The 24874-nt window shown below is 39.0% G+C and carries 27 protein-coding genes; 21 read left to right on the top strand and 6 right to left on the bottom strand.

Annotated elements, in window-relative coordinates:
* The first annotated feature begins 151 nt into the window (after positions 1 to 151).
* From PV783_RS23320 to PV783_RS23305, 4 genes are all read left to right on the top strand, one after another.
* Positions 152 to 865 carry a hypothetical protein gene (locus PV783_RS23320; protein WP_420989788.1) on the top strand — a complete coding sequence of 238 codons (714 nt, stop codon included), beginning with the start codon at positions 152 to 154 and terminating at the stop codon, positions 863 to 865.
* A 95-nt stretch (positions 866 to 960) separates the two neighbouring features.
* The gene (locus PV783_RS23315) at positions 961 to 1299 is read left to right on the top strand and encodes a helix-turn-helix domain-containing protein (RefSeq protein ID WP_420989787.1); all 339 of its coding nucleotides are present in this window, start codon (positions 961 to 963) and stop codon (positions 1297 to 1299) included.
* A gap of 284 nt (positions 1300 to 1583) precedes the next feature.
* Positions 1584 to 1946, top strand: coding sequence for a plasmid mobilization protein (locus PV783_RS23310; RefSeq protein ID WP_420989786.1), 363 nt, complete (start codon positions 1584 to 1586; stop codon positions 1944 to 1946).
* Positions 1936 to 2709 (top strand): relaxase/mobilization nuclease domain-containing protein, encoded by a 774-nt coding sequence (locus PV783_RS23305; RefSeq protein ID WP_420989785.1) that lies wholly within the window; start codon positions 1936 to 1938, stop codon positions 2707 to 2709. Before PV783_RS23310 ends, PV783_RS23305 begins: the two co-directional genes overlap by 11 nt.
* Before the next feature lie 112 nt (positions 2710 to 2821).
* On the opposite strand, the gene PV783_RS23300 is transcribed toward PV783_RS23305, so the two are convergent.
* Positions 2822 to 3073, bottom strand: a complete 252-nt coding sequence (locus PV783_RS23300) for a helix-turn-helix domain-containing protein (protein ID WP_169192297.1) — start codon at positions 3071 to 3073, stop codon at positions 2822 to 2824.
* Between the two features lie 528 nt (positions 3074 to 3601).
* Between PV783_RS23300 and PV783_RS23295 the strand changes: the two genes are divergently transcribed.
* Positions 3602 to 4081: a hypothetical protein gene (locus tag PV783_RS23295; protein ID WP_420989784.1), complete on the top strand. Its 480-nt coding sequence runs from the start codon at positions 3602 to 3604 to the stop codon at positions 4079 to 4081.
* 9 nt (positions 4082 to 4090) lie between these two features.
* A complete protein-coding gene (locus PV783_RS23290; protein ID WP_420989783.1) occupies positions 4091 to 4357 on the top strand; it encodes a hypothetical protein in 267 nt (88 codons plus the stop codon).
* A gap of 87 nt (positions 4358 to 4444) precedes the next feature.
* On the opposite strand, the gene PV783_RS23285 is transcribed toward PV783_RS23290, so the two are convergent.
* Both PV783_RS23285 and PV783_RS23280 read right to left on the bottom strand, forming a co-directional pair.
* The gene (locus PV783_RS23285; protein WP_420989782.1) at positions 4445 to 5803 is read right to left on the bottom strand and encodes a site-specific integrase; all 1359 of its coding nucleotides are present in this window, start codon (positions 5801 to 5803) and stop codon (positions 4445 to 4447) included.
* A 111-nt stretch (positions 5804 to 5914) separates the two neighbouring features.
* A complete protein-coding gene (locus tag PV783_RS23280) occupies positions 5915 to 6829 on the bottom strand; it encodes a recombinase zinc beta ribbon domain-containing protein (RefSeq protein WP_420989781.1) in 915 nt (304 codons plus the stop codon).
* Between PV783_RS23280 and PV783_RS23275 the strand changes: the two genes are divergently transcribed.
* The 6 genes from PV783_RS23275 (at position 6822) to PV783_RS23250 (ending at position 10822) form a co-directional block, all read left to right on the top strand.
* A complete protein-coding gene (locus PV783_RS23275; protein WP_420989780.1) occupies positions 6822 to 7193 on the top strand; it encodes a hypothetical protein in 372 nt (123 codons plus the stop codon). The genes PV783_RS23280 and PV783_RS23275 overlap by 8 nt on opposite strands.
* Positions 7186 to 7392 (top strand): hypothetical protein, encoded by a 207-nt coding sequence (locus PV783_RS23270; RefSeq protein WP_420989779.1) that lies wholly within the window; start codon positions 7186 to 7188, stop codon positions 7390 to 7392. Before PV783_RS23275 ends, PV783_RS23270 begins: the two co-directional genes overlap by 8 nt.
* 517 nt (positions 7393 to 7909) lie before the next feature.
* Positions 7910 to 9085: a toll/interleukin-1 receptor domain-containing protein gene (locus PV783_RS23265; protein WP_420989778.1), complete on the top strand. Its 1176-nt coding sequence runs from the start codon at positions 7910 to 7912 to the stop codon at positions 9083 to 9085.
* Positions 9067 to 9666 carry a hypothetical protein gene (locus PV783_RS23260; protein WP_420989777.1) on the top strand — a complete coding sequence of 200 codons (600 nt, stop codon included), beginning with the start codon at positions 9067 to 9069 and terminating at the stop codon, positions 9664 to 9666. Before PV783_RS23265 ends, PV783_RS23260 begins: the two co-directional genes overlap by 19 nt.
* A gap of 5 nt (positions 9667 to 9671) precedes the next feature.
* Positions 9672 to 10133, top strand: a complete 462-nt coding sequence (locus PV783_RS23255; RefSeq protein WP_420989776.1) for a TIR domain-containing protein — start codon at positions 9672 to 9674, stop codon at positions 10131 to 10133.
* Positions 10133 to 10822, top strand: a complete 690-nt coding sequence (locus PV783_RS23250) for a TIR domain-containing protein (RefSeq protein WP_420989775.1) — start codon at positions 10133 to 10135, stop codon at positions 10820 to 10822. The genes PV783_RS23255 and PV783_RS23250 overlap by 1 nt, the downstream gene beginning before the upstream one ends.
* A gap of 581 nt (positions 10823 to 11403) precedes the next feature.
* On the opposite strand, the gene PV783_RS23245 is transcribed toward PV783_RS23250, so the two are convergent.
* Positions 11404 to 15510, bottom strand: coding sequence for a COR domain-containing protein (locus PV783_RS23245; protein WP_420989774.1), 4107 nt, complete (start codon positions 15508 to 15510; stop codon positions 11404 to 11406).
* Positions 15511 to 15990: 480 nt separating this feature from the next.
* Between PV783_RS23245 and PV783_RS23240 the strand changes: the two genes are divergently transcribed.
* The 8 genes from PV783_RS23240 to PV783_RS23205 all read left to right on the top strand — a co-directional run bounded on the left by PV783_RS23240 (position 15991) and on the right by PV783_RS23205 (position 22913).
* Complete coding sequence (locus PV783_RS23240) at positions 15991 to 16320, top strand: ORF6N domain-containing protein (protein ID WP_420989773.1); 330 nt, start codon at positions 15991 to 15993, stop codon at positions 16318 to 16320.
* A 29-nt stretch (positions 16321 to 16349) separates the two neighbouring features.
* Entirely contained in the window at positions 16350 to 16667 is a 318-nt protein-coding gene (locus PV783_RS23235) for a transposase (RefSeq protein WP_420989772.1), read from the top strand.
* Entirely contained in the window at positions 16652 to 17278 is a 627-nt protein-coding gene (locus PV783_RS23230) for an IS3 family transposase (RefSeq protein ID WP_420990658.1), read from the top strand. The genes PV783_RS23235 and PV783_RS23230 overlap by 16 nt, the downstream gene beginning before the upstream one ends.
* Positions 17247 to 17525 carry an IS3 family transposase gene (locus PV783_RS23225; RefSeq protein ID WP_420989771.1) on the top strand — a complete coding sequence of 93 codons (279 nt, stop codon included), beginning with the start codon at positions 17247 to 17249 and terminating at the stop codon, positions 17523 to 17525. Before PV783_RS23230 ends, PV783_RS23225 begins: the two co-directional genes overlap by 32 nt.
* An 85-nt stretch (positions 17526 to 17610) precedes the next feature.
* Complete coding sequence (locus tag PV783_RS23220) at positions 17611 to 18132, top strand: dihydrofolate reductase family protein (RefSeq protein WP_420989770.1); 522 nt, start codon at positions 17611 to 17613, stop codon at positions 18130 to 18132.
* 1084 nt (positions 18133 to 19216) lie between these two features.
* A complete protein-coding gene (locus PV783_RS23215; protein ID WP_420989769.1) occupies positions 19217 to 20065 on the top strand; it encodes a CsgG/HfaB family protein in 849 nt (282 codons plus the stop codon).
* A 243-nt stretch (positions 20066 to 20308) separates the two neighbouring features.
* A complete protein-coding gene (locus tag PV783_RS23210) occupies positions 20309 to 21391 on the top strand; it encodes a serine hydrolase domain-containing protein (RefSeq protein ID WP_420989768.1) in 1083 nt (360 codons plus the stop codon).
* A 388-nt stretch (positions 21392 to 21779) separates the two neighbouring features.
* The gene (locus tag PV783_RS23205) at positions 21780 to 22913 is read left to right on the top strand and encodes a DUF4932 domain-containing protein (RefSeq protein WP_420989767.1); all 1134 of its coding nucleotides are present in this window, start codon (positions 21780 to 21782) and stop codon (positions 22911 to 22913) included.
* Between the two features lie 89 nt (positions 22914 to 23002).
* On the opposite strand, the gene PV783_RS23200 is transcribed toward PV783_RS23205, so the two are convergent.
* On the bottom strand, positions 23003 to 23359 hold the full coding sequence (locus PV783_RS23200) for a winged helix-turn-helix transcriptional regulator (RefSeq protein ID WP_079473662.1): 357 nt from the start codon (positions 23357 to 23359) through the stop codon (positions 23003 to 23005).
* Between the two features lie 151 nt (positions 23360 to 23510).
* Here PV783_RS23200 and PV783_RS23195 point away from each other — a divergent pair, with 151 nt between their 5' ends.
* Positions 23511 to 24506 (top strand): SDR family NAD(P)-dependent oxidoreductase, encoded by a 996-nt coding sequence (locus tag PV783_RS23195; RefSeq protein ID WP_420989766.1) that lies wholly within the window; start codon positions 23511 to 23513, stop codon positions 24504 to 24506.
* On the opposite strand, the gene PV783_RS23190 is transcribed toward PV783_RS23195, so the two are convergent.
* A complete protein-coding gene (locus tag PV783_RS23190) occupies positions 24493 to 24855 on the bottom strand; it encodes a hypothetical protein (RefSeq protein ID WP_420989765.1) in 363 nt (120 codons plus the stop codon). The genes PV783_RS23195 and PV783_RS23190 overlap by 14 nt on opposite strands.
* Positions 24856 to 24874: the final 19 nt, after the last annotated feature.

The raw sequence follows: 24874 nt of genomic DNA, 5'->3' as shown, positions 1-24874 counted from the left end.
ATAGGATTTAGGTATAACTTATTAGGGATTGAAATTTATTGGGATTTGATATTATATTAATGCTAATATCGTTTATTATTGATAAATTTTAGCAGTCAAATATATGGAAATCACTAAATAATTCCGTATTTTCATAATAATAATTTGTGTTATGAGAATGAATATGAAGCGTTTGATATCATTTGCCACTTTTGATCTCCCTCTTAATGTAGGCTATAATCAGCTACTACTACGTATAATCAACAAAGAACACATAGTAGCTATTCCCCGTTGGAATGTTGAAGCAACCCGAAGAAAGCTAATTTCTCACTACTGGTACACGCATGTGCTTTATCACTTTCTGTCATTGTTCGCCATTGCACTACTTATTATTTTGCCGTTTAATCCTTATTTTAATTTGCTTTACCTATCTGTGCTATGTATGATGGGGGCCATAAGTTTTGGGATAGTCTACTTTTGTATCTATTTGCCTCTTTTTTCATCAGCCTTTCTTCCGCAATTGGAAACACTGATTGCAAACCACAAACGGACACAGGTTGAAACACCACAAACTAAGAGCGCTAAAACCCAATCGAAAATTCCGGCACTTACAGTCACTCTTTATGCTTTATTCAAGACAGCAGGCGTCGAAAGGATTGCTAGTGATGCGTTGTCCGCTCAGATGATAAACAGATTAACTGGTGTGGATACTGACAGCATTAAAGAAAATCTTCGTAGGATTATTCACCCCAAAACTCTAACCCCAAAGGAACGGGCAGAAATAATAAAAGGCATAGCCATTGCAAAGGTTTACTTTGAGAAATTGGACCACCCACCAGCTATTAAGCTGCTCGATGGGTTGGAAACGAAGTTGAAAGGGGTATGAAGCTCCTTTTTTTGCGTTAATACCTAACCATAAGTATACTTAGTTTTTTTCAACTTGCCCACAGGCGTATGTTTGTTGCCTAAAACAGTAAGTGTATGAAAGAAAATGTGCAAATTGAAAAAGCTGTAACCCCCATGTTGTTTCCCTTTGACCCCGACCAGTATTGGCAACGGATTAGACTCATTATCCGAGAGGAAGTTACAAATGTAGAAAGAAGCAAGCCCGCTCAACCAATCTATGAAACTCCCGGAATGACCTACAAGCCCCTTTTTAAGCTTGCAGAAGTCTGCAAACTATTCCAGGTTACTAAACCCACCATTTACCAATGGATCAGGCATGGGAAGCTGAAACGGTACAAAATCGAATCCCGTGTATTCTTTCTCTGGAATGACATACAGAAACTATTACAGCCCGAACAAGACAGCAAAGATTAAACGTTCAGCTTTGCTGCCCGTTTGCGATGATTGAACAGACAGCTTCGCTATCTGTTCCGTGGAGATTGAACCGGCGGCGTTGCCACCAGTTCGTGAAGATGATACAGGCAGCTTTGCTACCTGTATGCGGAGATAAACCGGCTGGCTTTGCCATCCGGTTGCGGAGGTCGAACGGATCTTCGCTCCGTTAGCGAGCGGTGTTTTTGCTTCGCAAAAACCGCTCGCCCCTTCGCTCCCGGTGGTCGCAAAGGGGGAAATGCAGCGGAGATTAAAATGGAGATCAGATGGAGAGATCAGAGCAAAGACCTAAGAGCAAAGGCGGTCGACCGGCTAAAGCCGTTCGAAAAGAGAAGCAATTCAGCCTCAGATTCACTGAGGCCGAATATGCTTCAGTGAAGGAAAAAGCCGCTAACGCGGGCTTAACCTTCACTATGTATCTGCGAAAAATGGCACTGTTGGGCCAAGTTAAGGCACGGCAAAATGAAGACGAAAGACAGATGGTAAGACAGTTAATTGGTATGGCTTCTAACATTAATCAACTGGCAAGAGTAGCTCACCAAAACAGTTTGTTAACAGCTATGCTGCTTTTTGAGCAGTACCGGAAACAATTTGATGAACTAATTAATAGGTTGACAAATGATAAGTAAAGTGATTACCGGCAGCAGTTTTTATGGCTGCTGCCGGTATATTTGTGAAGATGAAGGCAGGGCGACTGTATTAGATGCTGAGGGCGTAAGAGACTATAATTATCGTTTAATGGCCCATGATTTTGAGACTCAAAGGGGCGATCTTCCAGACAAGAAGAAGGCAGTTTTTCACGGCATTCTTAGTTTTTATCCGGGGGAATCTTTGGCAGATGAATCATTAGTGACGATAGCAAAGGAGTATCTTGACAAAATTGGCATGTCCGATACCCAGTTCGCAATAGCCAAACATACAGATAAAAAACACCTGCACTTGCACATAATAGCAAATTTTGTAGGGAACAAGAAGAAAGCTATCCGCGATAGCTGGATAGGCTGGCGAGGGAAAAAAGCAGCACAGGCATTAACAGAGAAGTATCAATTAATTCCCGCTGAAAAGAAGGTTTTAGCCCTAACAAATCTGGAATCTTTAAATACAGAAGAAGCGATCCGTTATGATATTTATCATGCAATTCAGAGTAAATTACCCCATGCCCGAAGCCTCTCAGGGCTAGCCGATAGCTTGATGAAACTAGGAATAGATATACAGTTTAAGTATAAATCGGGAACCACAGAATTGCAGGGAATCAGCTTTAAAAAGGGCATCTATTGCTTTAAAGGAAGTAAAATAGATCGTAAGTTTTCTATAACTGGATTACAAAAAATGATACAAGAAAATAACAAGAAACAGGTGCAGAAACGGAAAATTGGAAGGAGAATAAGCTGAAACTGTTGCGGATCGCTGCCGCGGGCTTGCGCTCCGTCCAGGATGATTTTTTCAACATTTGTCCGTTACTGAGCTTTTGTAGGAAAAATCATCCTGGACAGAGCGCATTCTTTTAATCTTCCTTTAGAAATTTAAAATTATGATCCAGCAAGTGTTTGGGATGAACATTTAACCCTTTTGCAATTTCAAGAAACGTCGTAAACGTAAAATCCTTTTTCCCATTTTCGATATTGCTGATATTTCCTTTAGTAACATCGCATCTTGACGCCAGTTCGTCAAGGCTTATCTTAACTTCTTTTTCTCTAATTTTCCGCAAACGCTCCCCAATTTCCTGTAATCGATTTTTATCTCTTTCCTCATTCATTTTCAGAACTTTGGATAAATTCCGCATTTTTATTTCAAAAAATCGTTACAAGATCTTGTAACATTGAAAATGTTTTCTTACTTTTGATAAAGTTTAAATCTAAATGCTCGCTATTAGGGCATTTGGATTACTGCAACGTAAAATATAATTTTGCAGATCAAATTTTCTGCATTGATTACTACGTTTTTGCGTGCTTTGGAGAGGCCAGAATGTAGTGCAGCAATGCTCATGCCATAGGCGTGGGCTTGCTTGTAAGATCTATTCGGCCTCTCCAAAGCGCGCGGGTAGAACACTGCGAGTAAGCCACGCCTATGGCATTTTTAATATAGCCATTGACGTTTGCCGACCTCCTGTTGTTTCCCCATCTACAAGCATTTTTCGATACCACTGGCTAATCGGTTGTAATGACCGATTCGGGAGTCATTTGTTTTATTCTTCTAGGTATCCACTTATGGATATGCCCGGTTATGCGAGTTATCAGACAGTATTTCATCACTCGATTTATAATCAATCTTAAAATTGAATGTTATGGAGAATCTACTAACTACATTGAACCAAGTTACGCCATGTGGTACATCATCTGGCTTTGTCGAGCTATTTGAGTACGAGCTATCTTCTGTTATTGGCAGTAATGCTGCCGATAGCTGGTCAGCAGATCAGCGGGCTGATTTTATGATGTTTTATACTTTGTTCAGTGCAAATACTGTCGCGGCTTTTAGCATTCGGGATGCACTGAGACGGGAAAATGTTGAGAACTTAACAAAGGAGCTAATTATCGAGCTGGAAAGTGATTTGTATGAACTGTCAAGTTTTGCGTCCGGGCTTGAATTGTACGAATTGGAGGCAGCTTTAGATCAGTATATCGAAATATTGGTTGACGGGGATATGGGGGTAGATGGTACAATAGCCGCAATTACAGGTAATTATTTTAAGACGTTTTTCTTGACGCTTCATTCTTTAGATATAGAGAACAGGATTAAAATGGTAAAAAGTCCAATAACCCTTTAAATATGCTTTATGAATACAAATAAACAAGCAACAAACGTATTACTCGCGTTGCATACAGAGCTTTCTAAACTGCCTGTAATTTTCAGGGAACAGGTTTGCGAGGAATGCAATTTTAGCACTCCTACCTTCTATAGAAAGATGCGAGGCATTGACAGGCGCGTTGACGGCAAGCTAATACCAGCATTGAGCAATGCGGAAAAACAGAAGATCCGCGAGATCGGAGAGGGGGTGACAAGGGCACTATCTGCTTCCATTCTTGGGGATGTCGAAAAGTAAACATTTGGGTACGAAGACTTAATAACAACGGCGCTTGATTTCTCTTGCGCCGTTTTAGTGTTATGTAATGCTTGTTTAAAGCCTTATTTAAGCTGTTTTAGAAGTCTTAGAATAATTATCTTGGTTCAGTAATATTATCTCTGTATTGTTTCTGTTTGCCCATATTTCCTTTATTTTTCTGCCAGCTTCTTCCGGACTAATACGGATATATTTGTAAAAATCCTGTAGGCTCTTATGGCCGCTAATCTTCATAATCAACTCTACTGGTGTTCCTGCCAGAAATTCATTTGTACAGAAAGAACGGCGGCAGGTATGGGAGGTTATCCATCCGTATTTGGGCTTTATTATCTCAATATCCTTGTTACCCTTCTTATAAGAGAACTTGACTGTTTCGCAAATGCCAGCCAGTCGGCCAATTTCCTTAATATTTACATTGAAATCGGGGTTGTTTACAACTGGGATTACTTTTCTGAAACGATTTATAAGTATCTCATTGGCCACGTCCATCAAGGGAATTACTACCCAATGGTCTGATTTTTTCTGCTTTTTGCGAAGCATTCCTTCCCGTATGTCTTCTGGTTTTATATTGGAAAAGTCTGAAAACCGAAGACCAGTAAGGCATCCCAAAACAAATAGGTCACGGTAGGGCAGGAGAGCAGGGGAATCTGTCAGATCGGTATTGTAGATACGATTTATTTCCTTCCATGAAAGGTAAATGGCGTCCGATTCCTCATTCAGGATCTTAAAGTCTGATAAATCAATAGGAGGGATGATTTTACGGCGTACTCTATCCCGGACGAATATACGGAGCTGTTTAATGGTTTTGCCTACTGTAGCTGTTTTGAGGCCCTTTGTAACGGTCTTGCGTCTACGTTGTATATATTCAAATGTCAGGAAATCGACCAGCCCCTCATAGAAATTAAAATCAATGCAGTTAAAGGTAATAACGGCCCTGCGGTAGTCTTGATACGCCTGTAAGTGGTCTTTCATGTTTTTATAAACCCGCAACATGCCAGGTGTAACCTTGTTGGTCTTACACTTTATATAATCATCTATTTGAAAGTAAAAGTCGAGGTTTGTTTCTGGCTGCTTGTTAGCTACCTCATTTGCCATAGGGGAAAGGGCTTCAGGGTTCAGGTCAGGTTTGAAGGTGCTTTTGACAAAGGCCAATAGGTCTATTATTTTCTTTTGTACCGCATGAGAAATAATATCCTCAACCACGCGCAGCATGGATTTGAGCTTTTTGTTCAGTGTTTCTGGATCGCCAAATATTTCAGGTAGGTTTGTAGCTATACGGGACCTTTTCCAATAGGCGGGAGGGATAGCAATTTCAGTGTTTAATAACGTTCTTTTGTCTGAGTTGTAGCAATACTGGATGAAAATAAGGCTTGTTCCATCCCTACGAATCTTGCTACTTTTGCATACTAATTTTAATGGTAACAACATAACTAGTCTATTTTTTAGTCTATTAAAGTTGGGGCCAACCCTAATAAAGTTAAGAAGTAGAAAAGCGAATTGCTGTTGTAGGATACTTAAAATCAACGTGTTATAGTTGGTTTAAGTAAACTTAGATAAGACTGGAAAATAGATCGGAAATCCCAAGGGGATCACCATAAGGGACAAATCTTTTTCAGAAAGGTCTGTCCCTTTTTCTTTTTGGCTCAAACGCTGCTCCAGCGCGTATATTAAATTAGCCGCTTCATTTATTCTTGTAGTTCGATAATGTGATCCGTCAAAAGTTAGTTTTTCGGGGAATATTGAACTGATGATTTTTCTTTTTTCTTCAATGGTGCCATTGTTATACAGAACATCCAGCTGGCAAAGGATTTCCAGTGCCTTGTTAACGATACCTTCGATGTTGTGATTACTTTGTGGTACTTCAGACAGACGTGCTTCGAGTTCTGATATCTGTCTTTCATAGTCGGCTTTGCTTTCCCTGTAGTCAGCGGGATCAATTTCTTTGGAGAAGAGTAAGTTTCTGGCTTCCTTGATTTGATCGGATAAGGCATCTATTGTGTTTAGAAGTTGTTTTCTTTCGTCGTAATTAGTTTTTGTTTGAGATTTGAAGGCGAAAAGAATAGCCTGCTTGTATATTTTCCGGAAAGCAGGGCGGGGGACATACTTTTTTATTTCAGTGGCAAATAGCTCATTGGCTTTGTCTGCCTTGTAACGGCTTCCGCAGGAGGAAACACAATGATAGTAATGATAATGTTTGGTATGTCCTTTTGATGCACTACCTGTAAGCATCTTTCCGCATTTAGGGCAGACAAGAAAACCTCTTAAAGGTAGCATGTTGTCGACCACGGTTTTGGTCCGTTGTTTCTTTCTTCTTCCATCGAGTACTTGCTGAACTTCGTAATACAGCCCCTCGGAGATAATCGCCAGATGCTTACCTTGCACAAACATGCTTTCTTCGTCCTTGTATTTGGGAACATGGATTTTGCCACAATATACTGGGTTACGGATGGCCATCCAGAAATTATTCTTGCCCAATTTCTTCATTGCAAGTGCAAGAGCGGTTTTTACTGTTCGGGATGCGCTGATTAATGCTGAAACCCAGGACCTGAATGAGGTTTTGCATATCCAACTTGCGGAATCACTGGATGATTTGGTAGAATTTGCCTCCATTGTTGATCTGCATGAACTGAGTGAAACGATTGACGAGTATGTGGGGATACTTATAGATCAGCAAGAGTGCTTCCTGAATACAGTCAGGGTGGAGTTCGGGGCAGGTTATTTCAGGGCTTTTTTTCTAGCGGTTTATGATCTCGATATAGAGGCGCGTATTTATATGGCAACTCAGTTTTTAAACAATAAAACATTGATTTATGGGTAACGAAATGAATGTATTGAATAAACTTCACAGTGCATTTACGGCAAGTGCTATTCATTTTAGGGAGCGTGTTTGTGAGGAGTGTAACTATAGCGTTCCTACTTTTTATAGGAAGGTGAGGAGCAGGGATGGAATTGAGAATGGTAGGGTGGTTTCTGTACTTAGTAATGCTGAAAAGGATAAGATCCGCGATGTTGCATAAGAAGTTAGGGCGGAATTGGAAAATTCAGTGTTGAATTTGAAGGAAGGTAAATGATATTTAGGAGAATAGAAAAGCTTGAAAGCCGCTGATAGGCAGCGGCTTTTGTATTGTCTAGCTAGTAAGGTATTTAAATGGATGCAGAATATGCTCAATTGATATGAATAGCAGCTAACTAAAAATTCCAATTTGTTTTTCCAATTTGTTCTGTTTTGGTGAATTATTCATATATTAGATTATTGAAGAGCCTGTAATCAGTCCTGTTGGACTGTTTACAGGTTTTTTGGTAAAATGCCACATTGTGCTAATATTTTCCTTTTAAAAATCATAGTTGTCATAGAATTGTGATTGTTATTCCCAATACGAATGTCTTTGACAACAGACACTTAAAGAATACTAAAATCCATCCCTTGGTTTTGATTCCCAATGCCATTAGTCGCAATTTGTGTATTTAAGGTGAAAAGAGTTGTGTTAGCAAAAGGCTATTTTAATTTACCTCAAGTAAGAAACATAATAAATAATGCGACATAAATATCAACTAATTTTACTAGGCTCGGAGAAAGCAATTAGATCAACCATAGTAGCCCAAATTTATTCAAAAATTAGTGAACTTCGGCTGCCAGAAGAAGCGTTGAAAATCATTGATTCGAATAATATTGACGAATATGTTGGAAATCAACCAGCATTTGCGATTTATTTAGGCGATACAAATGGCGACTTTAAAGACTTGGATATTACTCAAAGGTTGATAAGAGAGGGAACAATGATATTACCAGTTTTTTTTAAAGCATTTAGCAAAGATATTCCTGATATTCTTTCTAATCAGAACGGAATTGAGTTTAAAGACACCGAACTAGATAGAATCGCAAATATTGTTCTTGAATCGTTTGAGCTACTAAGGAACACAAGGAAAGTTTTCATCAGTTATAAGAGAATGGAGTCATCTCCAATAGCAATACAGCTTTACGAGGCTCTGGAATCTTATCATTTTGATGTTTTTCTGGATACACATTCGATTGGAAAGGGTGAGCCTTTTCAAGATGAGCTGTGGCATAGAATGACAGACTGTGATGTGATTTTGGTATTAAATACTCCGGGGTTCTTAGAAAGCCACTGGTGTAAGGAAGAGTTTGCGGAGGCTGCTGTGAAACAAATCGGAATTGTGCAGTTGGTATGGCCAGGACACAAGATTGAAAAAATTGATCCCTCTTCTCACATCAGTTATCCTATTCAACTGACACAAAGCGATTTTTTCGATGGGATATATAATAATAAGGATCAGTCTAAATTATTAACGGAGGTTGTGGAAAAAATAATAATGGAGGTGGAATCCGTTCGTGCAAGGAATTTGGCAGCTAGGCAGGATAATCTCATAACAGAGTTTAGGAATATTGCAGAGAAGAACGGGCGGTTAATAACAGTACAACCTGAAAGATTTTTGACGGAAGACTTGCCCAATGGCAATCACGTTATATATATTCCTACTATAGGAGTTCCTCAATCTACAAGCTGTCAGTCAGCGGAAATAAAGAATGAAATAATGGGTTATGAGGATGTTTCAATTCGTTTAATCTATGATGATTTGCGTATAAGAGATAAATGGTTGAAACATTTAGAATGGTTAAATGATAATTTTAAAAAAGATATTAAAACCTTAAAAAAACAGGAATTTGAGAAATGGCTTCAAAAGAAATGAAAAATATATTCCTTTCTGCAAGTGTTCCTTTGCCTGAAAGAGACGAAAAATATATTGGAACGGCTGACGTGATAGCAATTAGAGATGCAGTAATCGCTTTAACTAGCGTTGTATTGCCTATTCATAAGGTCATTTGGGGGGGGCATCCTTCAATTACGCCTTTGGTCTACTATGTAATGGAGAGACTAAATTTGGATATTCAACAGCATATGAAACTATATCAGTCTAGGTTTTTTGAGAAGAACTTCCCAGAAGACAATAATAAATTTGAAAATGTAATACTGACAGAAATTATTCAAGATAACAAGGAGTTAAGTTTAGCCCATATGAGAGAAAGGATGTTTGGAGAAAATGAATTTTTTGCAGGAGTTTTTATCGGTGGCATGGAAGGTGTTGAATTAGAATACGAGTTATTTAGAGAAAAATTTCCCAATGCCTTGGTTTTGCCAATTGCAAGTACAGGCGCGGCGGCTCGATTGCTGTATGATAATTTCATTTCTGGAGATCTACAAAATCAACGTCTTATAAAGGACTATGGCTATATGTCTTTGTTTCAGAATTTGTTAATGGATAAAATTTAAAGGATATGAAAAGAAAGGTTTTTTTTAGTTTTCATTTTGATAAAGATAGTTGGAGGGCAGGTCAGATTCGCAATATTGGAGCAATAGAAAGTGATAAACCAGTTAATGGAAATATATGGGAGGAAGTTAAAGAGAAAGATGACAACACGATTAAAAAGTGGATTGATAGCAATTTGTCGGATAAATCTTGTTTAGTTGTGTTGATAGGAGAGGAGACTAGCGAACGAAAATGGGTACGTTATGAAATTAAGCGAGCTTTTGAATTAGGCAAAGCTGTTTGTGGTATTTACATACATAGACTGGAAGATGCCAATGGCAAGCAATCTGCCAGAGGTGAAAACCCATTGGTGAGTAATATTCCGGTTTTTGATTCCGACTACTTATCTAGTAGTTATGTCTATGACGACATAAAAAATAATATAGCGGATTTAGTTGAGAAGGCAATCAAAGAAAACGATTCAAATTAATGGGAAGGAAAATTTTCGTATCATATAAATATGGTGACACTTACGTTAAAGATTTGGGTATTTATGAAGATGGTCTGTGGGGGAAAGTAAAAGTAGCAACTAAAGCTAGGCATTATGTTGATAGATTATCAGATATACTCACAGAGGAGGAACATATATATAAAGGAGAGGACGACGGTCAAAGTTTGGCAGACTTTTCGGATATGTATATTGCATCGGCACTACGAGATAAGATTTATGATAGTAGCATAACTATTGTATTCGTATCTAAGGGAATGAAGAATTTCCTAGAGGCAGAGAGTGATCAATGGATGCCTTGGGAAATTTCATACTCTCTAAGGGAATCTTCTAGAGGAGGGCGAACAAGCGGTTCCAACGGGATAATTGCCATAGTTTTGCCAGATGAATTGGACAGTTATGGATACTATATCACTTATAGTTCGGAATGTAATTGTAGGATGTTGAATACTGGATTCTTATTCAAAATTTTGAGAGACAACATGTTTAATGAGAAAAGCCCAACAACATCCGCATGTGTTAACGGTACGATTGTTTACCATGGAGACAATTGTTATATTCAAACCGTTACATGGCACGATTTTATATCTAATCCCAATAAGTATTTGGATAAGGCAATAGAAATTAGGGATAAAATTGATAAATATAATATAGTAAAAAATCTAGATTAGAATATGAGATTTCTTACAGAGGCTCAGTCGACAATTACTGAAAAAGAACTAGGACATTTATGTAAGTATTTCTATCGATAGAGCTTTTTTATGAGAAACACGGAATATGTGTTTTTCATACGATTTATCTATTTAAGAAGAATATTTTGTGAAAGCGTAGAGATTTCACCAGATAAAAAAATGTTTGAAATGTTATGGTTTAACCTAAACAATTTAAAGAAAAAATGTGTCCAGGAGCGATTATTTGGAGAAGTTTGGATTGTCTATGACAATATTACGCCTATGGAGGTTTGTCAACTTCTCCAAATTTCTACTATAAGAATTAGAGTTGTAAATTTATTGATTTATTAACTTTAATCTAGCACCGGTTTATATGGCTATACAATTTTTTTAGATAGTGTTACTATGGCCTTGAACCCAAGAGCTCGATATCCTTTTTTTTCGAAAAACAGCTTTCCTATTTGTATCGAATTCACGATCTTTTTATGATGGGTAAACCGACCTTATCATAATCATAGTAGTCAGATATGTTTTGCAAAAACATCTACTGTGTCGGCTACATACTGGGAAACTATTTGCAATCAAGTGAAATTATTATCTAGTTTCCCCTTAACCTGGCGCTCGTAAATTTCCTGCAGATCCCTGCCTATTATTTCCATCTTTGCTGGGTCCAAGTCCTTTTCAATCATCATTTTTACAGATTCTGTAATGGTAACCCAGGCAATCTTAGGATTGCCGAAATCACTGATGGGCTTAGCCTGGTAAGGGAGTGCCGAAAAACGTTTCAAATTGTAAGGCTCCTTTCTGCCCCAATCATAAAACTCCAGAATGATAGGGACGATTTTAATGGGATCCCCTTCATCATAACGGTCAATTGCATTTCTGATCTCATGATCCACTATATACCTGGTGCTGTAGAAGTACTCGCTTACCATAAAGAACACGATATCCGCCTCGTCAAATTTTTCCTTTATCCTCTGATTCCAATTATCTCCCGGTAAGAGGTTTGTGCAGTACCAAGGCTCTTCAATTAACTCCGCATCAACCAGCGGTTGAAGATAGCGCCGTAGCGTATGAATGTGAGCAAGGTCTTTCTTCGAGTACGAGATAACAACTTTCTTACGCTTAATTGCCAGCGTCATATACTCTTCATAGTCTTTTAGTTTGAAAAGCTTCTCTTCGCCTTTGATATGATCAAAGTCTGCCAATTTTCTTTCCGAAAAAACTAGCTTGCCATGCAAAGCATTTTTTTCCAGTACAGCGACGGAGATAAAGTCAATGCCATTGAGGGTTACCATTTCCTCCAGCTCATAGCCCACATTGACCTCCCTGACATATTGGGTTACTTCTTGAATAAAAGCTGACCCCTTGCCGTGGTTGCTGACATCATATACGTCGACATATGCATTTCCATCGACAGTGCCCAAGAAGAACTTTATCATTACAATCTCGCTGGTACCAGGTTTTTTGATGATGAGTCCATCTTTCCAATAGTAAAAGGTCTCATTGCCGGATGCATTCCGGTCCCCTGATATCAAGTTGCTGTAGTTCTGAAAAATGCTTAGCACAACATGTTTTTGAATAAATCCCGAATATTCAAATCTTCGGTATGGCTTGGTTCTTTCGTTTAAAAAAAGCTTGACCTTTGCTTCCGGCATTCTGGAAAGGTACAGGGGTGCAATATAACATTCTTTATAAGGGTGCCTGAATATCATTCTGAAATCAAGCATCATCTCCAAAACGTTATTGATATCGTCGTCGCTGGAACCACCTAACACACCTTCCATATACTTTTTATCGAACTCTCCTGCTTGATTGCTTAGGTTTAGAAGTACTTTATGGATATTGTCAATTACCCATTTTTTTTGTACATATACTTTTCCCAGCCCGGAATTTTCCGAATAAAGCAGCATGCCGATCTGCTGAAGGTAATTGATTAGAATCCGGCATTGCTCTGTGTCTATTGGGTCAGCCAAGAGACTACTGCAGTACTGTTGAAACTCATGGACACCTAAAACCGGTTGGCCGCTATAGCCGACAATGCTGTTCTTTACGATCTCATAGTATTTAGGAAGGACGGCACCAACTATGTCCATCTTATCAAGCATTTCTTCAAAAATAACATCAAAGTGCACCATGTTTCGCTCCGGATCCTTTATGGAAATATTGATGATTTCATGTATAAAGGAGTAGTTTTTAGAAAGGGATTGGTTGTTCAAATGAGTTATGCGGGAGGCATCTGGCACTTTATTCTGGGCCAGCAGCAATGAGCCGCTGTATGTAGTTTCCCTTTCGATATCAAATTCAAAGTTATCAGCTTTAATATCTTTAATGTAATACTTCACGGATTCCAGCCAGTATTTGACGGGGTAATCTTGCGTCTCTATTTCTATTTTTTCACCTGTGATGTCCTCCTGAATGCATTTCCTCAAATTGAGATTATTGGTCCGCTCTTCCCAGACTAGCAGATAGACTGTATTTGTACTATAAAATAGGTGATGGGTATCATGGTAATAATCATGGCCACCAAAATCGAAAATGTGGAGGATACAACAATCACCAAGCTTATTTATTTTATATTTGCTCGTTATTACTTTTTCCTCCATCCAAAGTGTCGCTGGATGGGTCTGATCTAACCCGTTCCCATTATCGAGGTATTTTACCAAGGTCGATTTCCCAGCTTCGCTATTACCGACAAGTACAACCTTGATATCCTTATTGATATAACTCCCTCTTCTTTTTATATCTTCAAGCGTTCTCAGTACGGCTTCCTTTCCGATATTGACTATTTCCATAGGTGGCTGTTCCAGTGAATTTTTTGCCACATTAATAGTCCCTACTTTCCATTTGTCATTGACGATGCCCAACCTGCTAATAAGCTGCTGGATCGGCCGTAGGTCAGTGATGCTATTTTGATGAAGGTCTATGGTATAGACGACCTCAAGCCCCTGAAGGAATGAAACATTCTGTATAAAATTGTTGCTGAGCAGAATTTCGGCCAGATTGTTTAGCCCTGATAAGCTTTCAACTGAGGAAATCTCGTTATTGTTCAAATGGAGGCTTGCAAGCTTATGCAGCTTACTTAGTCCCCTGGTATTTTTTATCCTGTTATTGCTCAGATTCAGATATTCTAGTTCCGGTAGCGACGTAATCGGGGAGAGGTTTGTAATTTCCCATCTGTTCCACTTGCTGCGACCACTATTCCAATCACCACCGCATATTAGCCGCTTTAAGTACTTAAGCTTGTTTATCTCAGAGGGAAGCTCTTTTAACGTATTTCGTTTTCCCTTGTTCCGGCTTGTGATCTTTTTCCACTTCCCGTTCTCATAAACGGCCCATTCGTTGCTTAGTATCAATTCTTCCAAGTGGATACATTCAAAGAGTTCAGGCAAGATAGATAAATCTGTTAGCCCACAATTACCCAGATCAAGGCTGGTAGACTGTGTAACCAAACAATTTTCAATAAGCTGAATGGCCTGAGAAATATCAACCTGTTCCTCAACAATACCCTCATCTTTTCCCTGATGGGCAGGATCGGTCCAGATTTGTTTTATAAACGGTAGATAAAGGATTCGGCTGCAAAGGAAACCAAAATTTTTTGGATTCCTACACCGGAGACCTAATTCTCTAAATACAGCCAAAAGTGCTGCAGTACCATTTTCTGACGTGTATTGCTGTGACAAGATTTCAGAGAAGACACTTGCCCTCTGCCTTTCCGAAAGCATGGTAATATTGTGGGCCGGATCCATGAGATATATGATCGCATTACTAATACTTGAGCTCAGCTCATGCAAGTGCCCTGTCCTTTTGAATCTTATGAGATTGGTAAACCAGTGTTGTTGCCTGACCGCGGATTTTGCGAGCACGCGTTTATCCGAATATTTGTTCCAGATATTTTTCCGATAGGCATGGTAGTCCATATAGGCAATCAATTCACCGCAAAGATTGGCGAAGGACGATTGTTGGGCATATCCCTTTCTATTACTCAACTCAGCCAGAAAATCCTTAAATGTCAGCCTTGAAAATTTAAAGTCGTCTTCAAGTTTTTTATAAAAACTTTCAGCCTTCGGTTCATAGTCCAGATACTGCTTAAATTTTTGCTCCGCAAGATCAAAATAATATTCTTTTTCGGATTGTATGTCCCTGAGCAAGTCGTTCTCGGCAATATTAGGTAATTCGGCCTTTAACACTAATAGCCCGCTTGCAATATCTATATCTAATGAACGGTTTTCGAAAGAACGGTAGACGCTAAGGTCTCGCGTGCAGAAGATCAAACGAACTGATGGCCGGGCAACCTCATAAAATGCATTCACCATGATATTCCGACTTAAGAACGGGTCAAGCCTTCCCGCGCCAGTTCCCAAAATGGGAGTTGCAATTTCTTTAACATCATCCATTCCTTGTATTATCCTCGCCAGCTTTCTACCGATCATGCGAATGGCAAAATAGGCGCTATTGTATTCTTCAACACTGCAGGCAAATGCTATATATTTTCTTGATCCTTTACGGTCTAAGACTCTGATCTCTACGTCTCCTAGATTATAGGGTTTACCTTCCCAGTCATCTGATAACTGAAGCTTGTTTAGACCGGCCCTGAAAGACTTGGAGATCGTACCTTCTGTCGAAACCGGTATAACCAAAAGGTTGCATTCGACGTTGAAAATATCATCGTTAATATAGTCCAGCATTATTCATTAGGTATTTGTAGATAAATATAGAGGGGAAAGGTTGAGTAATTAATATGTTAGGATAAAAATAACTGTAAATATATAATTTTTATTTATTATATATTTGAATTTTCAGACTTGTACTATTTTATCTAATTTACGTAAATCTATATAAAGATTCGAGTTTTGTATCACAGGGATCACGAAAAATAAAAAATCCTTCTAGTCGCAAGATTTGAAGGCTTTTGTATGTTCGATAGTTTTTGGTAGAAAAGTTAGCTTTCAATTAAATTGTTTGTTTTCAATTGATAATGAGTTCGAGTACCATAGGGCCGATTTCTTAGTCGCTAGGTCTTACAGTTTCTGAGTTTAATATTCTTTTAATTGTTTACCTACCAATGATTTGTTAATACCGCGCAATTATCAAATGATAAAGTATACAGTTTATACTAACGACTACTTTTACCTCACGAAAATCAATTCTTTGTATAAGCTTTATTTATGGCTAAAAACATTAAGCAAGCCTCAATTCCAGATGAAATAGTAAAGAATAAAATTTATTTTATCAGAGGGCAGAAAATTATGTTAGACCGTGACCTTGCTGAGCTTTACGGTGTTGAAACTAAGAGGTTAAAAGAGGCTGTGAGAAGAAATATAAATCGGTTTCCAGAAGATTTTATGTTTGAAATGGCCAAGGAAGAGTTTGAGAATTGCAGGACGCAAATTGCGTCCTCTAAAGATGAGTTTAAGGGACTTCGCTATGCCCCTTTTTGTTTTAGTGAGCAAAGGATGACTATGGTTTTGGATCTGCTACCTTTGAGAGGACATTAAGTTAAGCTCTTTTATTAATTTTGATAATAATGAGTAAACGAGAAAGAAAGAGCTACGATAAGGCCTTTAAACTAATGGCAGTAGAATTGTACCGTACAGGTAAGCCAGCGGGAACAGTAGCTAAAGAATTAGGTATTGGTGTTGATATGGTTCGTCGGTGGTCCAGAGAACACAATGACCAAGGATCCCGTAGTTTTCCAGGAAACGGGAAACAAGACCTGACACCAGAACAGAAAGAAATCCAGTCACTCAAGAAAGCTCTTCAAGATGCAGAAATGGAGAATCGGATACTAAAAAAGGCGGTAAGCATCTTCTCCAGGGACGACAACAAATATTCAGGTTCATAAAGGCCTATCAGGCAGAATTTTGTGTTGAGAAGATGTGTAAGGTATTGAAAGTAAGCCATAGTGGTTATTATGCCTGGCTCAGAAGAAAACCATCACCTCTTGCCATAAAAAATGAGTTGATCCGTAAAGAAATTGAAGTTATCTATCACAAAAGCAAAGGCCGGTATGGTAGTCCTAAAATCGCAAAGGAGCTTAAATCTATAGGATTGTATGCCTCCAGACCAAGAGTTGCCAGGATAATGAAAAGGCAAGGCCTTCGCAGTATTATAACAGGTAAGTTTAAAATATGTACGACAGATTCCAACCATCATCTGGAAGTATCTGCCAATATCCTCAATAGGGAATTTACCGCAAATCGGCCTTCAGAAAAATGGGTGTCAGATTTGACTTATATAAGAACCCGGGGAGGTTGGCTTTACCTTACAGTTATCATGGACCTGTTTGATAGAAAAATCATTGGATGGTCTATGAGTACAGGTATGACAGCCGGAGAAACAATTGTTGCTGCGTGGAAAATGGCTATCAGGAATAGATCGAGGGTTAAAAATATGATTTTTCATTCCGATAGAGGTGTGCAGTATGCCAGTCATGAGTTCCGGAAAATTACTTAAAGGCACACCAATACAGCAAAGTATGAGCAGAAAGGGAAATTGTTGGGATAACGCTGTAATAGAGAATTTCTTCAAGATACTCAAATCAGAAACTGGTTATAATACCGTGTATAGCTCTATTGAGAGCGCAAAAACAGCGTTATTTGAGTTCATCGAAATATGGTACAACAGACAGCGAAAACATTCAATATTGGGATATTTAACTCCCGAAGAATTTGGTAAATCTATTCTAAAACAAGCAGCTTAATAATTTGTCCATTTTTTTATTGCAAATCAACAATAGCCTACCTGGGTTGTGAGACGACCTAGTTACTTTTGTAAAAACTAATAAAATGAGAAAGATAAAATTACAAATGAACATTTTACTTGACAACAAATGGGACAGCGGAATGTCAGACTTTAGTATTGACAATCTCACCAATGTGGACTGCATTCTGCATGGAAGAAAAACTGGGCAAGGGTTTATTCCATATTGGACTGAAGTGGCAAACAATCCCAATGATGTTGAGCACAAACTTGGAAGACGGTTTGCAGAAATTCCAAATGCAGTTTTTTCAAATACCCTCAAGGACAGCAAGTGGGACAATACAATCATTATAAATGGCAATTTAGCAGAGGCAATAAAAGCACTGAAAAATAAAGATGGGAAAGACATCATTGTATATGGTGGTGATTCATTTGTATCATCATTAATACAACATGATTTAATCGATGAGTATTATGTGCTTGCAAACCCTGCTGCATTAGGTAACGGACAACAAATCTTCAATCCTTTAAAAAACGAATTAGAGTTAAAACTTCTAGAGTGTAAAGCGTTTGCCTGCGGTGCAGTTTTAGTATATTACTCAAGATAGCAATAACATTAAAACAAGTATGCCAGCCGCTAACAGTGCCTTGGCAATATGGCGACGTCCCTACATACGACTGAGTTCAATTTCGCAAAAAATGAGGTCATTTTATTTCTTTTATATGCATTATGACCCGTTGTTACGCCCCTTTAGCCGGTTTTCCAGATAACCAGGATTTCCCAAGTACAAATCCTGGACAGGCAGTATTTTCCAGTAAATATTAGTCATAAAATATTTTTATAATGTATTTATTTCTTTTAATCAGCCAATTTCTTTAACTCTTGGATAAATTGGTTCGAGATTCGTACCATAGGGATCACTGGAAATTTTCAAAGCCTGCGCTAGTCGCAGGCTTTGTTGTTTTGGTCTATTTGTTAGTCTATCAAAGTGCGGATTCGCTGTTTCGCTTACTTAATTTTATTGGGGTTGACTTGCAAATACTAAGTTGAGAATTTAAGCAGCAGTAGATATATTGTTGTTTGACTTGCTGAAAAATACCTCTACCTGCCAGCGGCTCTTTTAGCAAGCATGAAAATACACGACACGGGTGTATTCTTTCTTTGGAATAGCATGCAGCAATTATTGTACTCCGAACCAAACAGCAAAGATTAAACGCTCTGCTTTGCTACCCGTTTGCGAAGACTGGCTTTAAAAATACATGCTCTTATTCCAATGGGTCTGAAGGCTGGTATTTTTCCCTGTTTAACTAAAGTTTTGTTTAAAGCTCCTTATAAATCAAAATATTTTATTTGAAACTTTTTTTGATTTAAATTTAAATTAGGCGTAATCTATTTTTCTGTATGCAAAAAAAAGAATTTTTCTCTACGGTAATCATGTCCTGTGGTTCCGGTGAAAATAAAAAGACCGATGATTCAGCAGATATTTCTGTAAGTGGCACCCGATTCAACAGTTGAACTTATCAGAAAGTTACTTGTTAATGACCTTATAAAAAAGATTTAATGCTCTTTACTGAAAAACTATAGAAGAACCTATCCATCCAACCCTTCTGTTCAACCAAAGATTGCAACAACTGAAAAAGTATTGGCCGGTAATGAAAATTGTTGATTTATATAACTTCAAAAAAAAGATAATGAAAAAAATAGTTAACTACGCCGTCATCTGTCTATTCCTTGTAATTACCTGCGCGGTTTTACCTTCCTTCTCGCAAGCCAAAGAAGATGTGATTACCATGAAAAATGGTGAAAAGAAAACAGGAAAGATTGCATCTGTTACAAAAACAACGGTTAAATTTTCCTACAGTCATGAAACAGCGGAGTATGAAATAGATAAGTCTGATATCAGTAAAATAGATTTCGCCAGTGGACGGACGGAAACATTTGATCAGGCATCCCCGGCTACCGCCAGTGCGGAGAGTAATGTGCCCGCTCCAGCCGTTTCCGCCGAACAGCGAAAGAACAAAGTTGCCGTATTGCCTTTTGAAATTGAAACCAATGATCAATCGCTGGCAACGCCAACAATGAGTAAGCAGGTACAGGAGTCATGTATCAACGCATTGAGGTCGCAATCCCCTTTTCAAACTATACAGGACCCGATGGTGACTAATAATATATTGACTAAAAAGAATCTCACTGCCGCTGATCTGTCTATGTACACACCAAAAGAATGGGCTGAAATATTAGGAGTTGAGTATGTGGTGATAGGAGCCTATTCTATCCAGAACAAAGGAACATCAACGTTCGGCAGCGGTTCGGCAAGTTACAACAGCAAAACCAACAACGATAAAACAAAGGGTACAGCATACAGCGCTTCTAATTCTTACACTACCGTTAATTACGATACACATGTGAATGTTGCCATTTACAATGATCATGGCGAACAGATTTTTTCCGACTCCAAAGCGCCTGCTTTTGGTGGCGTAGATACCTATAAAGGTGCCTTGAAAACTTTAATGAAAAGGTCTCCATTTGGTAGAAAATAAAAGGACTCCAATTGAAGTCGTTTCCATGCTCCGACTTCTGAAAGAATGAAAGTCTCCCGTCGTGTTCCCTCTATGGCGTCCGTGTACACGACTTTCATGGATTTATCTTGATATCTTGGAAACAGAAAGCCGCTTACCCTCCGGGATTTGAGCGGCTTTTTGTTTCTGGGATATTCTTGTATCTTCATAAAAGAGCGTTGTTTACAGAAGTATGGCTTACTGGTTTGAAAAGAACTTTCTTACATGAAAAAAATCGGCATCGTCATCGTCCTTTTTGCGGTATACGCCAACTGTTCAGCCCAGGTGTTGAATGACAATCCCTTGAAAACCCAGCTGGATTCTGCTGTGGATCGTTCGGCAAAATTATATTTAAATAAAACAGGGCGGGTGGGCATTTCCATCGGGGTAATATATAATCAGCATTATTATCGCTATAACTATGGGCAAACGGCTCCGGAATCGGGTGAGCTAACACGGTCCAACTCAATATATGAGATAGGATCGATTACTAAAACATTCACAGGTCTGCTGGTTGCGCAGGCAATAGGCGAAGGCAAAATGAAACTGGATGCGGACATCCGGAAGTATCTGCCGGGAAATTTTCCCGCACTTCATTATCCCTCCGGGGAACCGGTACGCGTAGGGTATTTGCTTAGTCATACCGCCATGTTCCCAAATAGTTTTGCAAGCGGTGATATATCCGCTCCAATGACTGAAGCCTATTTTCTGGATCACCTGCAGCAAATCAAACTGGATAGTTTGAAGACGTTGAAATATGCATATTCCAACGTTGGGTACCAGTTATTGGGATATGCACTGGAGCATATTTATCAATCGGACTATGAAACTTTGATCAAACGCCATATAACCGGCCCTCTGCATATGACAAATACATTTGTAAATCGCATTCCTGTAAAAAGCGCACAGGTACTTAATGGTTATACTGCCAGCGGCGAAAAAGCACAGCCGGTACCAACCTCTTTTCCAGCTGCCGGAGGGCTTCATTCCTGTATAGACGATATGCTGAAATATGCTGATTACCAACTTGCTGAAAAAGATGCGGCGGTAAAACTGACCCACCGGATTATTTATGGTAACGTGGAGCAAGACGCCGTTGGCTTCCAATGGGCAATTGGCAGGACAAGGAATTGGGATTATTATATCAGGATAGATGGAGGTACTAACGGATTCCGGAGTTTTTGTTCGCTATATCCAAATGAGCAGGCAGCTATTATCCTGCTTACTAATGAAAAGGACGATCAGGCAGGTGTTGATCTTTATCAATTGACAACTGCAATACTGAAAACGCTGAAGTCTTTTAAATAATTATTGAGCATTATATACTACAAGGGCGCCAAAATATATATCTCTCTGTTTATCCTGTTACACAACCTGGGCGTCGTGTCAGGTAACCCAAATGACAATGATTAGGTCACTTGATATGTTTACACCCGATTTTATAACTATCATGCTATTTTCTTTCCAGGATTGTGCGCCAGGGCTGATAATGCCGGCTTTGAGTTTGATGAAATTTCCGGATTTGTTTGTATTTTGTTGCCGGCTGCCGGACCGTGTTTTGTTGACCCGGTGTTGTAGTTTAAATCCGGTAATTTGCCGGTATCCCGTTTACCTGTAAGGCATGCTGCATGGCTTCTCATAGCCACCCAGGATGCCTGCCACCTATGTAGTAGAAAATCGAACAGACACAACTCATATGAAAAGAACAATTTTAGCTGCCCTGCTGGCGGTTATCCCTGCTTGTTTATTTGCACAAGACGGAGACGTGAATTTTTCCGCCGCTTTTAAAAAGGAAAATGATAGGAAATCCAGGATTGAAATCAACGAGGTAAAGGAACTGATTCACATCATGATAGCCATTACCCCAACAGGCCTGGGGAATGATGACATGATACAGTTAAAGGGGCCCTATTACCAGGATGTATTGAAACAATTTGCACCGTATGGAAAGGAACCGGTTATTGCCACTTTTGATTCCCTGCTTCAGAAAAGCCCTTTGCATTATGTTTTTTTAACCGGGAATGCCATTGCATATGATTTTGAGAAGGATCAGCTGCTGCCCAATAATGTTTTTTTGTTGCCCGCCGATGAAGTAGCCGGTACCAAAATCACGGTAAATCCCATCACAACGTATAAAACAAGCATTGAAGATTTTGCGAAAAAATCAGGGTTCCGTGAATTCTACGCTGCGCATGCGGCTTATTACCAGGGCATCGTGTCCGATTATGAGAAAAACGCCAACCTCGATAAACAATGGAAATGGCTGGAAGCTAATTTTAATACCCACATCAATAGTTACCAGATCCTTTGCTCGCCCCTGATAAATGGGCTTAACTACACACTGTCGTTTAAGAAAAACGACTTTGAGATGATACAGATGGTGTTGCCACCTATCGATCACAATGATGCATGGTCTGCAAAATATACCGAGGCATTTAACACCAGGGGCATGTTCACAGAAATAGACCACAATTATGTGCGGAAGCCAGGTGATCAATCCGAAAAAAAGATCAATGAAGCGCTGAAAAACAGGAGTAAGTGGGTGGATACTACTATGGAAGGCACTGCGTATTATCCAACTCCGGTAAAAGTATTCAATGAGTATATGACTTTCGGAGTTTTTATCTTGTATTGTGAAGAAGTGTATAAGAATGATCCTGCCATCTTGAAAGAAGTTTATACAGACGTGAATGAGGTGATGAGCAAACAGCGGGGATTTGTAAAAATGAAGGAATTTACAGACTGCCTGATAAGGTTACGTAAAGCACAACCCCGTAAAAAAATAGATGAATTGTATCCCGCATTATTGAATTGGTGCATGAAACAATAAAAGAAGAACCTCATAAAGGGATTACCCGAAAAAGCCTCCAAAGTCATTGAACTTTGGAGGCTTTTTTATTTAATTAATAAACGGACATCTTATTTTTTTGCAATAATTTTCTTCCGGTGTTCTTTTCCCCAGTCTGTCAGGTTGTTAATGATGGTCTGTAACGTTTTGCCGTGTTTAGTAAGTTCATACTGAACAGTTACAGGATGTGTGTCTAAAACGGTACGCTCAACCAATTGATTTATTTCCAGTTCCTTTAATTCTTTGCTCAACATTTTATTCGATATACCAACTACATCATTCAGGATGTCAGAAAACCTTCTTTTGTTGTAATGGCAAATAGAAGAGATGATATAGATCTTCCATTTACCGCTCAGCACGTCCATTGCATCATGAATGGCCATCATTTCTTTTTTGCGATCTATTTGAGATTCGGGTTTGCACTCCATAAGTTACTTTGTTACTTCAAGGTTACAGTTACTTTATGATACAAAGTTACTAAAATATATTCTATTGATATAACTTTACAGCCAGGATTCAATCAATAAAGAAAATGAGTAGATATACTCAGCCTTTACCCTAATCAAATAATAATCAAAAATGGCACAGAATAACTTTGGAGGAGCGTTGCAGAAGCCGATTGGTTCAACGTTTAACGCAACATCAACTACCAGTGATGTAATTAAAGGAATCGACCTTAAGGGAAAAATCGCTATCGTTACAGGGGGTAGCACAGGAATTGGTTTGGAAACCGTCAAAACCATTTCTGAAGCAGGGGCAACAGTTATTGTACCTGCAAGAGATGTTGAAAAAGCAAAGAAAAACCTGCAAGGGATTGCCAATGTTGAAATTGAGAAAATGGATCTGATAGATAACAATTCTATTGACAGTTTTGCCGGAAAGTTTTTGGCTTCGGGTAGGCCATTACATTTGCTCATTAACAATGCAGGAATTATGTTCGTGCCATTGCGCCGTGATGCAAACGGGAATGAATCGCAATTCGCAACCAATTATCTTGCGGTATTTCAGCTTACTGTAAGGTTATGGGAAGCGCTAAAGAAAGCGAAAGGCGCAAGAGTGATCAATGTTTCTTCTTTGGGGCACCATTTTGCACCTTTCAATTTTGATGATCCGAATTTTGAACATCGTGACTATGAAACATTGCAAGCCTATGGACAATCAAAAACCGCCGTCAATCTCTTTTCACTTGAATTGGACAACCGTGCCAAACCATATGGCGTAAGAGCATATTCATTGCATCCCGGTAATATCTGGGGAACTGAACTAACCAGGGAAGCGCCATTGGAAATATTGCAGCAATTTGGTTTTTACAACGATAAGGGAAATCCTGTACCAGAGGTTATTGCGTCACTAAAAACCATTCCGCAAGGCGCGGCTACAACCATATGGGCCGCTACAAGCCCGTTACTAAACGAAATAGGCGGTGTGTACCTCGAGGATGGTGACATAGCTGAATTAGCCATAAATTCGTCAACACCAAATGGGGTAAAACCGTATTCTTTAGATGAAGCCAGTGCAAAACAATTGTGGAAATTGACTGAAGAGTTAACAGGCGTTACATTTAACGTTGATTAAATTTCTCGCTTTTATTTACCTGATAGCCGCGTCTAACCTTCCCAATAAAATAATGAATTACCAGGGCCAGTATCGTCCAGTAAATAGCAAACCCGATAACCAAAAATGGCGGCGGAGGATCCGGCAAATTGAGAAGGGGAAGCATAGGGCCTGCCAAAACAATTTTGACAGGATATAGAATCGTGGCTACAATGCTCTTCCATCCTGTTAGTGATTCCGTGCTGAGGAAAGATGCCCCGCTTGCGGGAAGGAGACCCACGTCGGAGAGAAAAATTACGTTATAAAGAAAAAGAAAAACAAACCCGGCAAGAAGGAAGAGGAGAACAAATTTTTTTCTTGAAGTTTTCATGACCTTGTTTTTAGGATGA

This window comes from Chitinophaga sp. CC14, assembly GCF_048957795.1.
GTDB lineage: Bacteria > Bacteroidota > Bacteroidia > Chitinophagales > Chitinophagaceae > Chitinophaga > Chitinophaga ginsengisegetis.
Note: the sequence above shows the minus strand (reverse complement) of the source record. Positions and strands in the feature narration are given on the sequence as shown.

Bases quoted from the DNA above. Each gene is read 5' to 3' on its own strand.
- PV783_RS23235 (WP_420989772.1), top strand. From the start codon at position 16,350: ATGAGTAAACGAGAAAGAAAGAGCTACGATAAGGCCTTTAAACTAATG.
- PV783_RS23285 (WP_420989782.1), bottom strand. From the start codon at position 5,803: ATGTTGTTACCATTAAAATTAGTATGCAAAAGTAGCAAGATTCGTAGG.
- PV783_RS23255 (WP_420989776.1), top strand. From the start codon at position 9,672: ATGAAAAGAAAGGTTTTTTTTAGTTTTCATTTTGATAAAGATAGTTGG.
- PV783_RS23260 (WP_420989777.1), top strand. From the start codon at position 9,067: ATGGCTTCAAAAGAAATGAAAAATATATTCCTTTCTGCAAGTGTTCCT.
- PV783_RS23280 (WP_420989781.1), bottom strand. From the start codon at position 6,829: ATGGCCATCCGTAACCCAGTATATTGTGGCAAAATCCATGTTCCCAAA.
- PV783_RS23190 (WP_420989765.1), bottom strand. From the start codon at position 24,855: ATGAAAACTTCAAGAAAAAAATTTGTTCTCCTCTTCCTTCTTGCCGGG.
- PV783_RS23265 (WP_420989778.1), top strand. From the start codon at position 7,910: ATGCGACATAAATATCAACTAATTTTACTAGGCTCGGAGAAAGCAATT.
- PV783_RS23220 (WP_420989770.1), top strand. From the start codon at position 17,611: ATGAGAAAGATAAAATTACAAATGAACATTTTACTTGACAACAAATGG.
- PV783_RS23310 (WP_420989786.1), top strand. From the start codon at position 1,584: ATGGAGAGATCAGAGCAAAGACCTAAGAGCAAAGGCGGTCGACCGGCT.
- PV783_RS23300 (WP_169192297.1), bottom strand. From the start codon at position 3,073: ATGAATGAGGAAAGAGATAAAAATCGATTACAGGAAATTGGGGAGCGT.
- PV783_RS23215 (WP_420989769.1), top strand. From the start codon at position 19,217: ATGAAAAAAATAGTTAACTACGCCGTCATCTGTCTATTCCTTGTAATT.
- PV783_RS23205 (WP_420989767.1), top strand. From the start codon at position 21,780: ATGAAAAGAACAATTTTAGCTGCCCTGCTGGCGGTTATCCCTGCTTGT.
- PV783_RS23200 (WP_079473662.1), bottom strand. From the start codon at position 23,359: ATGGAGTGCAAACCCGAATCTCAAATAGATCGCAAAAAAGAAATGATG.
- PV783_RS23240 (WP_420989773.1), top strand. From the start codon at position 15,991: ATGGCTAAAAACATTAAGCAAGCCTCAATTCCAGATGAAATAGTAAAG.
- PV783_RS23305 (WP_420989785.1), top strand. From the start codon at position 1,936: ATGATAAGTAAAGTGATTACCGGCAGCAGTTTTTATGGCTGCTGCCGG.
- PV783_RS23275 (WP_420989780.1), top strand. From the start codon at position 6,822: ATGGCCATCCAGAAATTATTCTTGCCCAATTTCTTCATTGCAAGTGCA.
- PV783_RS23245 (WP_420989774.1), bottom strand. From the start codon at position 15,510: ATGCTGGACTATATTAACGATGATATTTTCAACGTCGAATGCAACCTT.
- PV783_RS23225 (WP_420989771.1), top strand. From the start codon at position 17,247: ATGCCAGTCATGAGTTCCGGAAAATTACTTAAAGGCACACCAATACAG.
- PV783_RS23315 (WP_420989787.1), top strand. From the start codon at position 961: ATGAAAGAAAATGTGCAAATTGAAAAAGCTGTAACCCCCATGTTGTTT.
- PV783_RS23250 (WP_420989775.1), top strand. From the start codon at position 10,133: ATGGGAAGGAAAATTTTCGTATCATATAAATATGGTGACACTTACGTT.
- PV783_RS23270 (WP_420989779.1), top strand. From the start codon at position 7,186: ATGGGTAACGAAATGAATGTATTGAATAAACTTCACAGTGCATTTACG.
- PV783_RS23320 (WP_420989788.1), top strand. From the start codon at position 152: ATGAGAATGAATATGAAGCGTTTGATATCATTTGCCACTTTTGATCTC.
- PV783_RS23210 (WP_420989768.1), top strand. From the start codon at position 20,309: ATGAAAAAAATCGGCATCGTCATCGTCCTTTTTGCGGTATACGCCAAC.
- PV783_RS23295 (WP_420989784.1), top strand. From the start codon at position 3,602: ATGGAGAATCTACTAACTACATTGAACCAAGTTACGCCATGTGGTACA.
- PV783_RS23290 (WP_420989783.1), top strand. From the start codon at position 4,091: ATGAATACAAATAAACAAGCAACAAACGTATTACTCGCGTTGCATACA.
- PV783_RS23195 (WP_420989766.1), top strand. From the start codon at position 23,511: ATGGCACAGAATAACTTTGGAGGAGCGTTGCAGAAGCCGATTGGTTCA.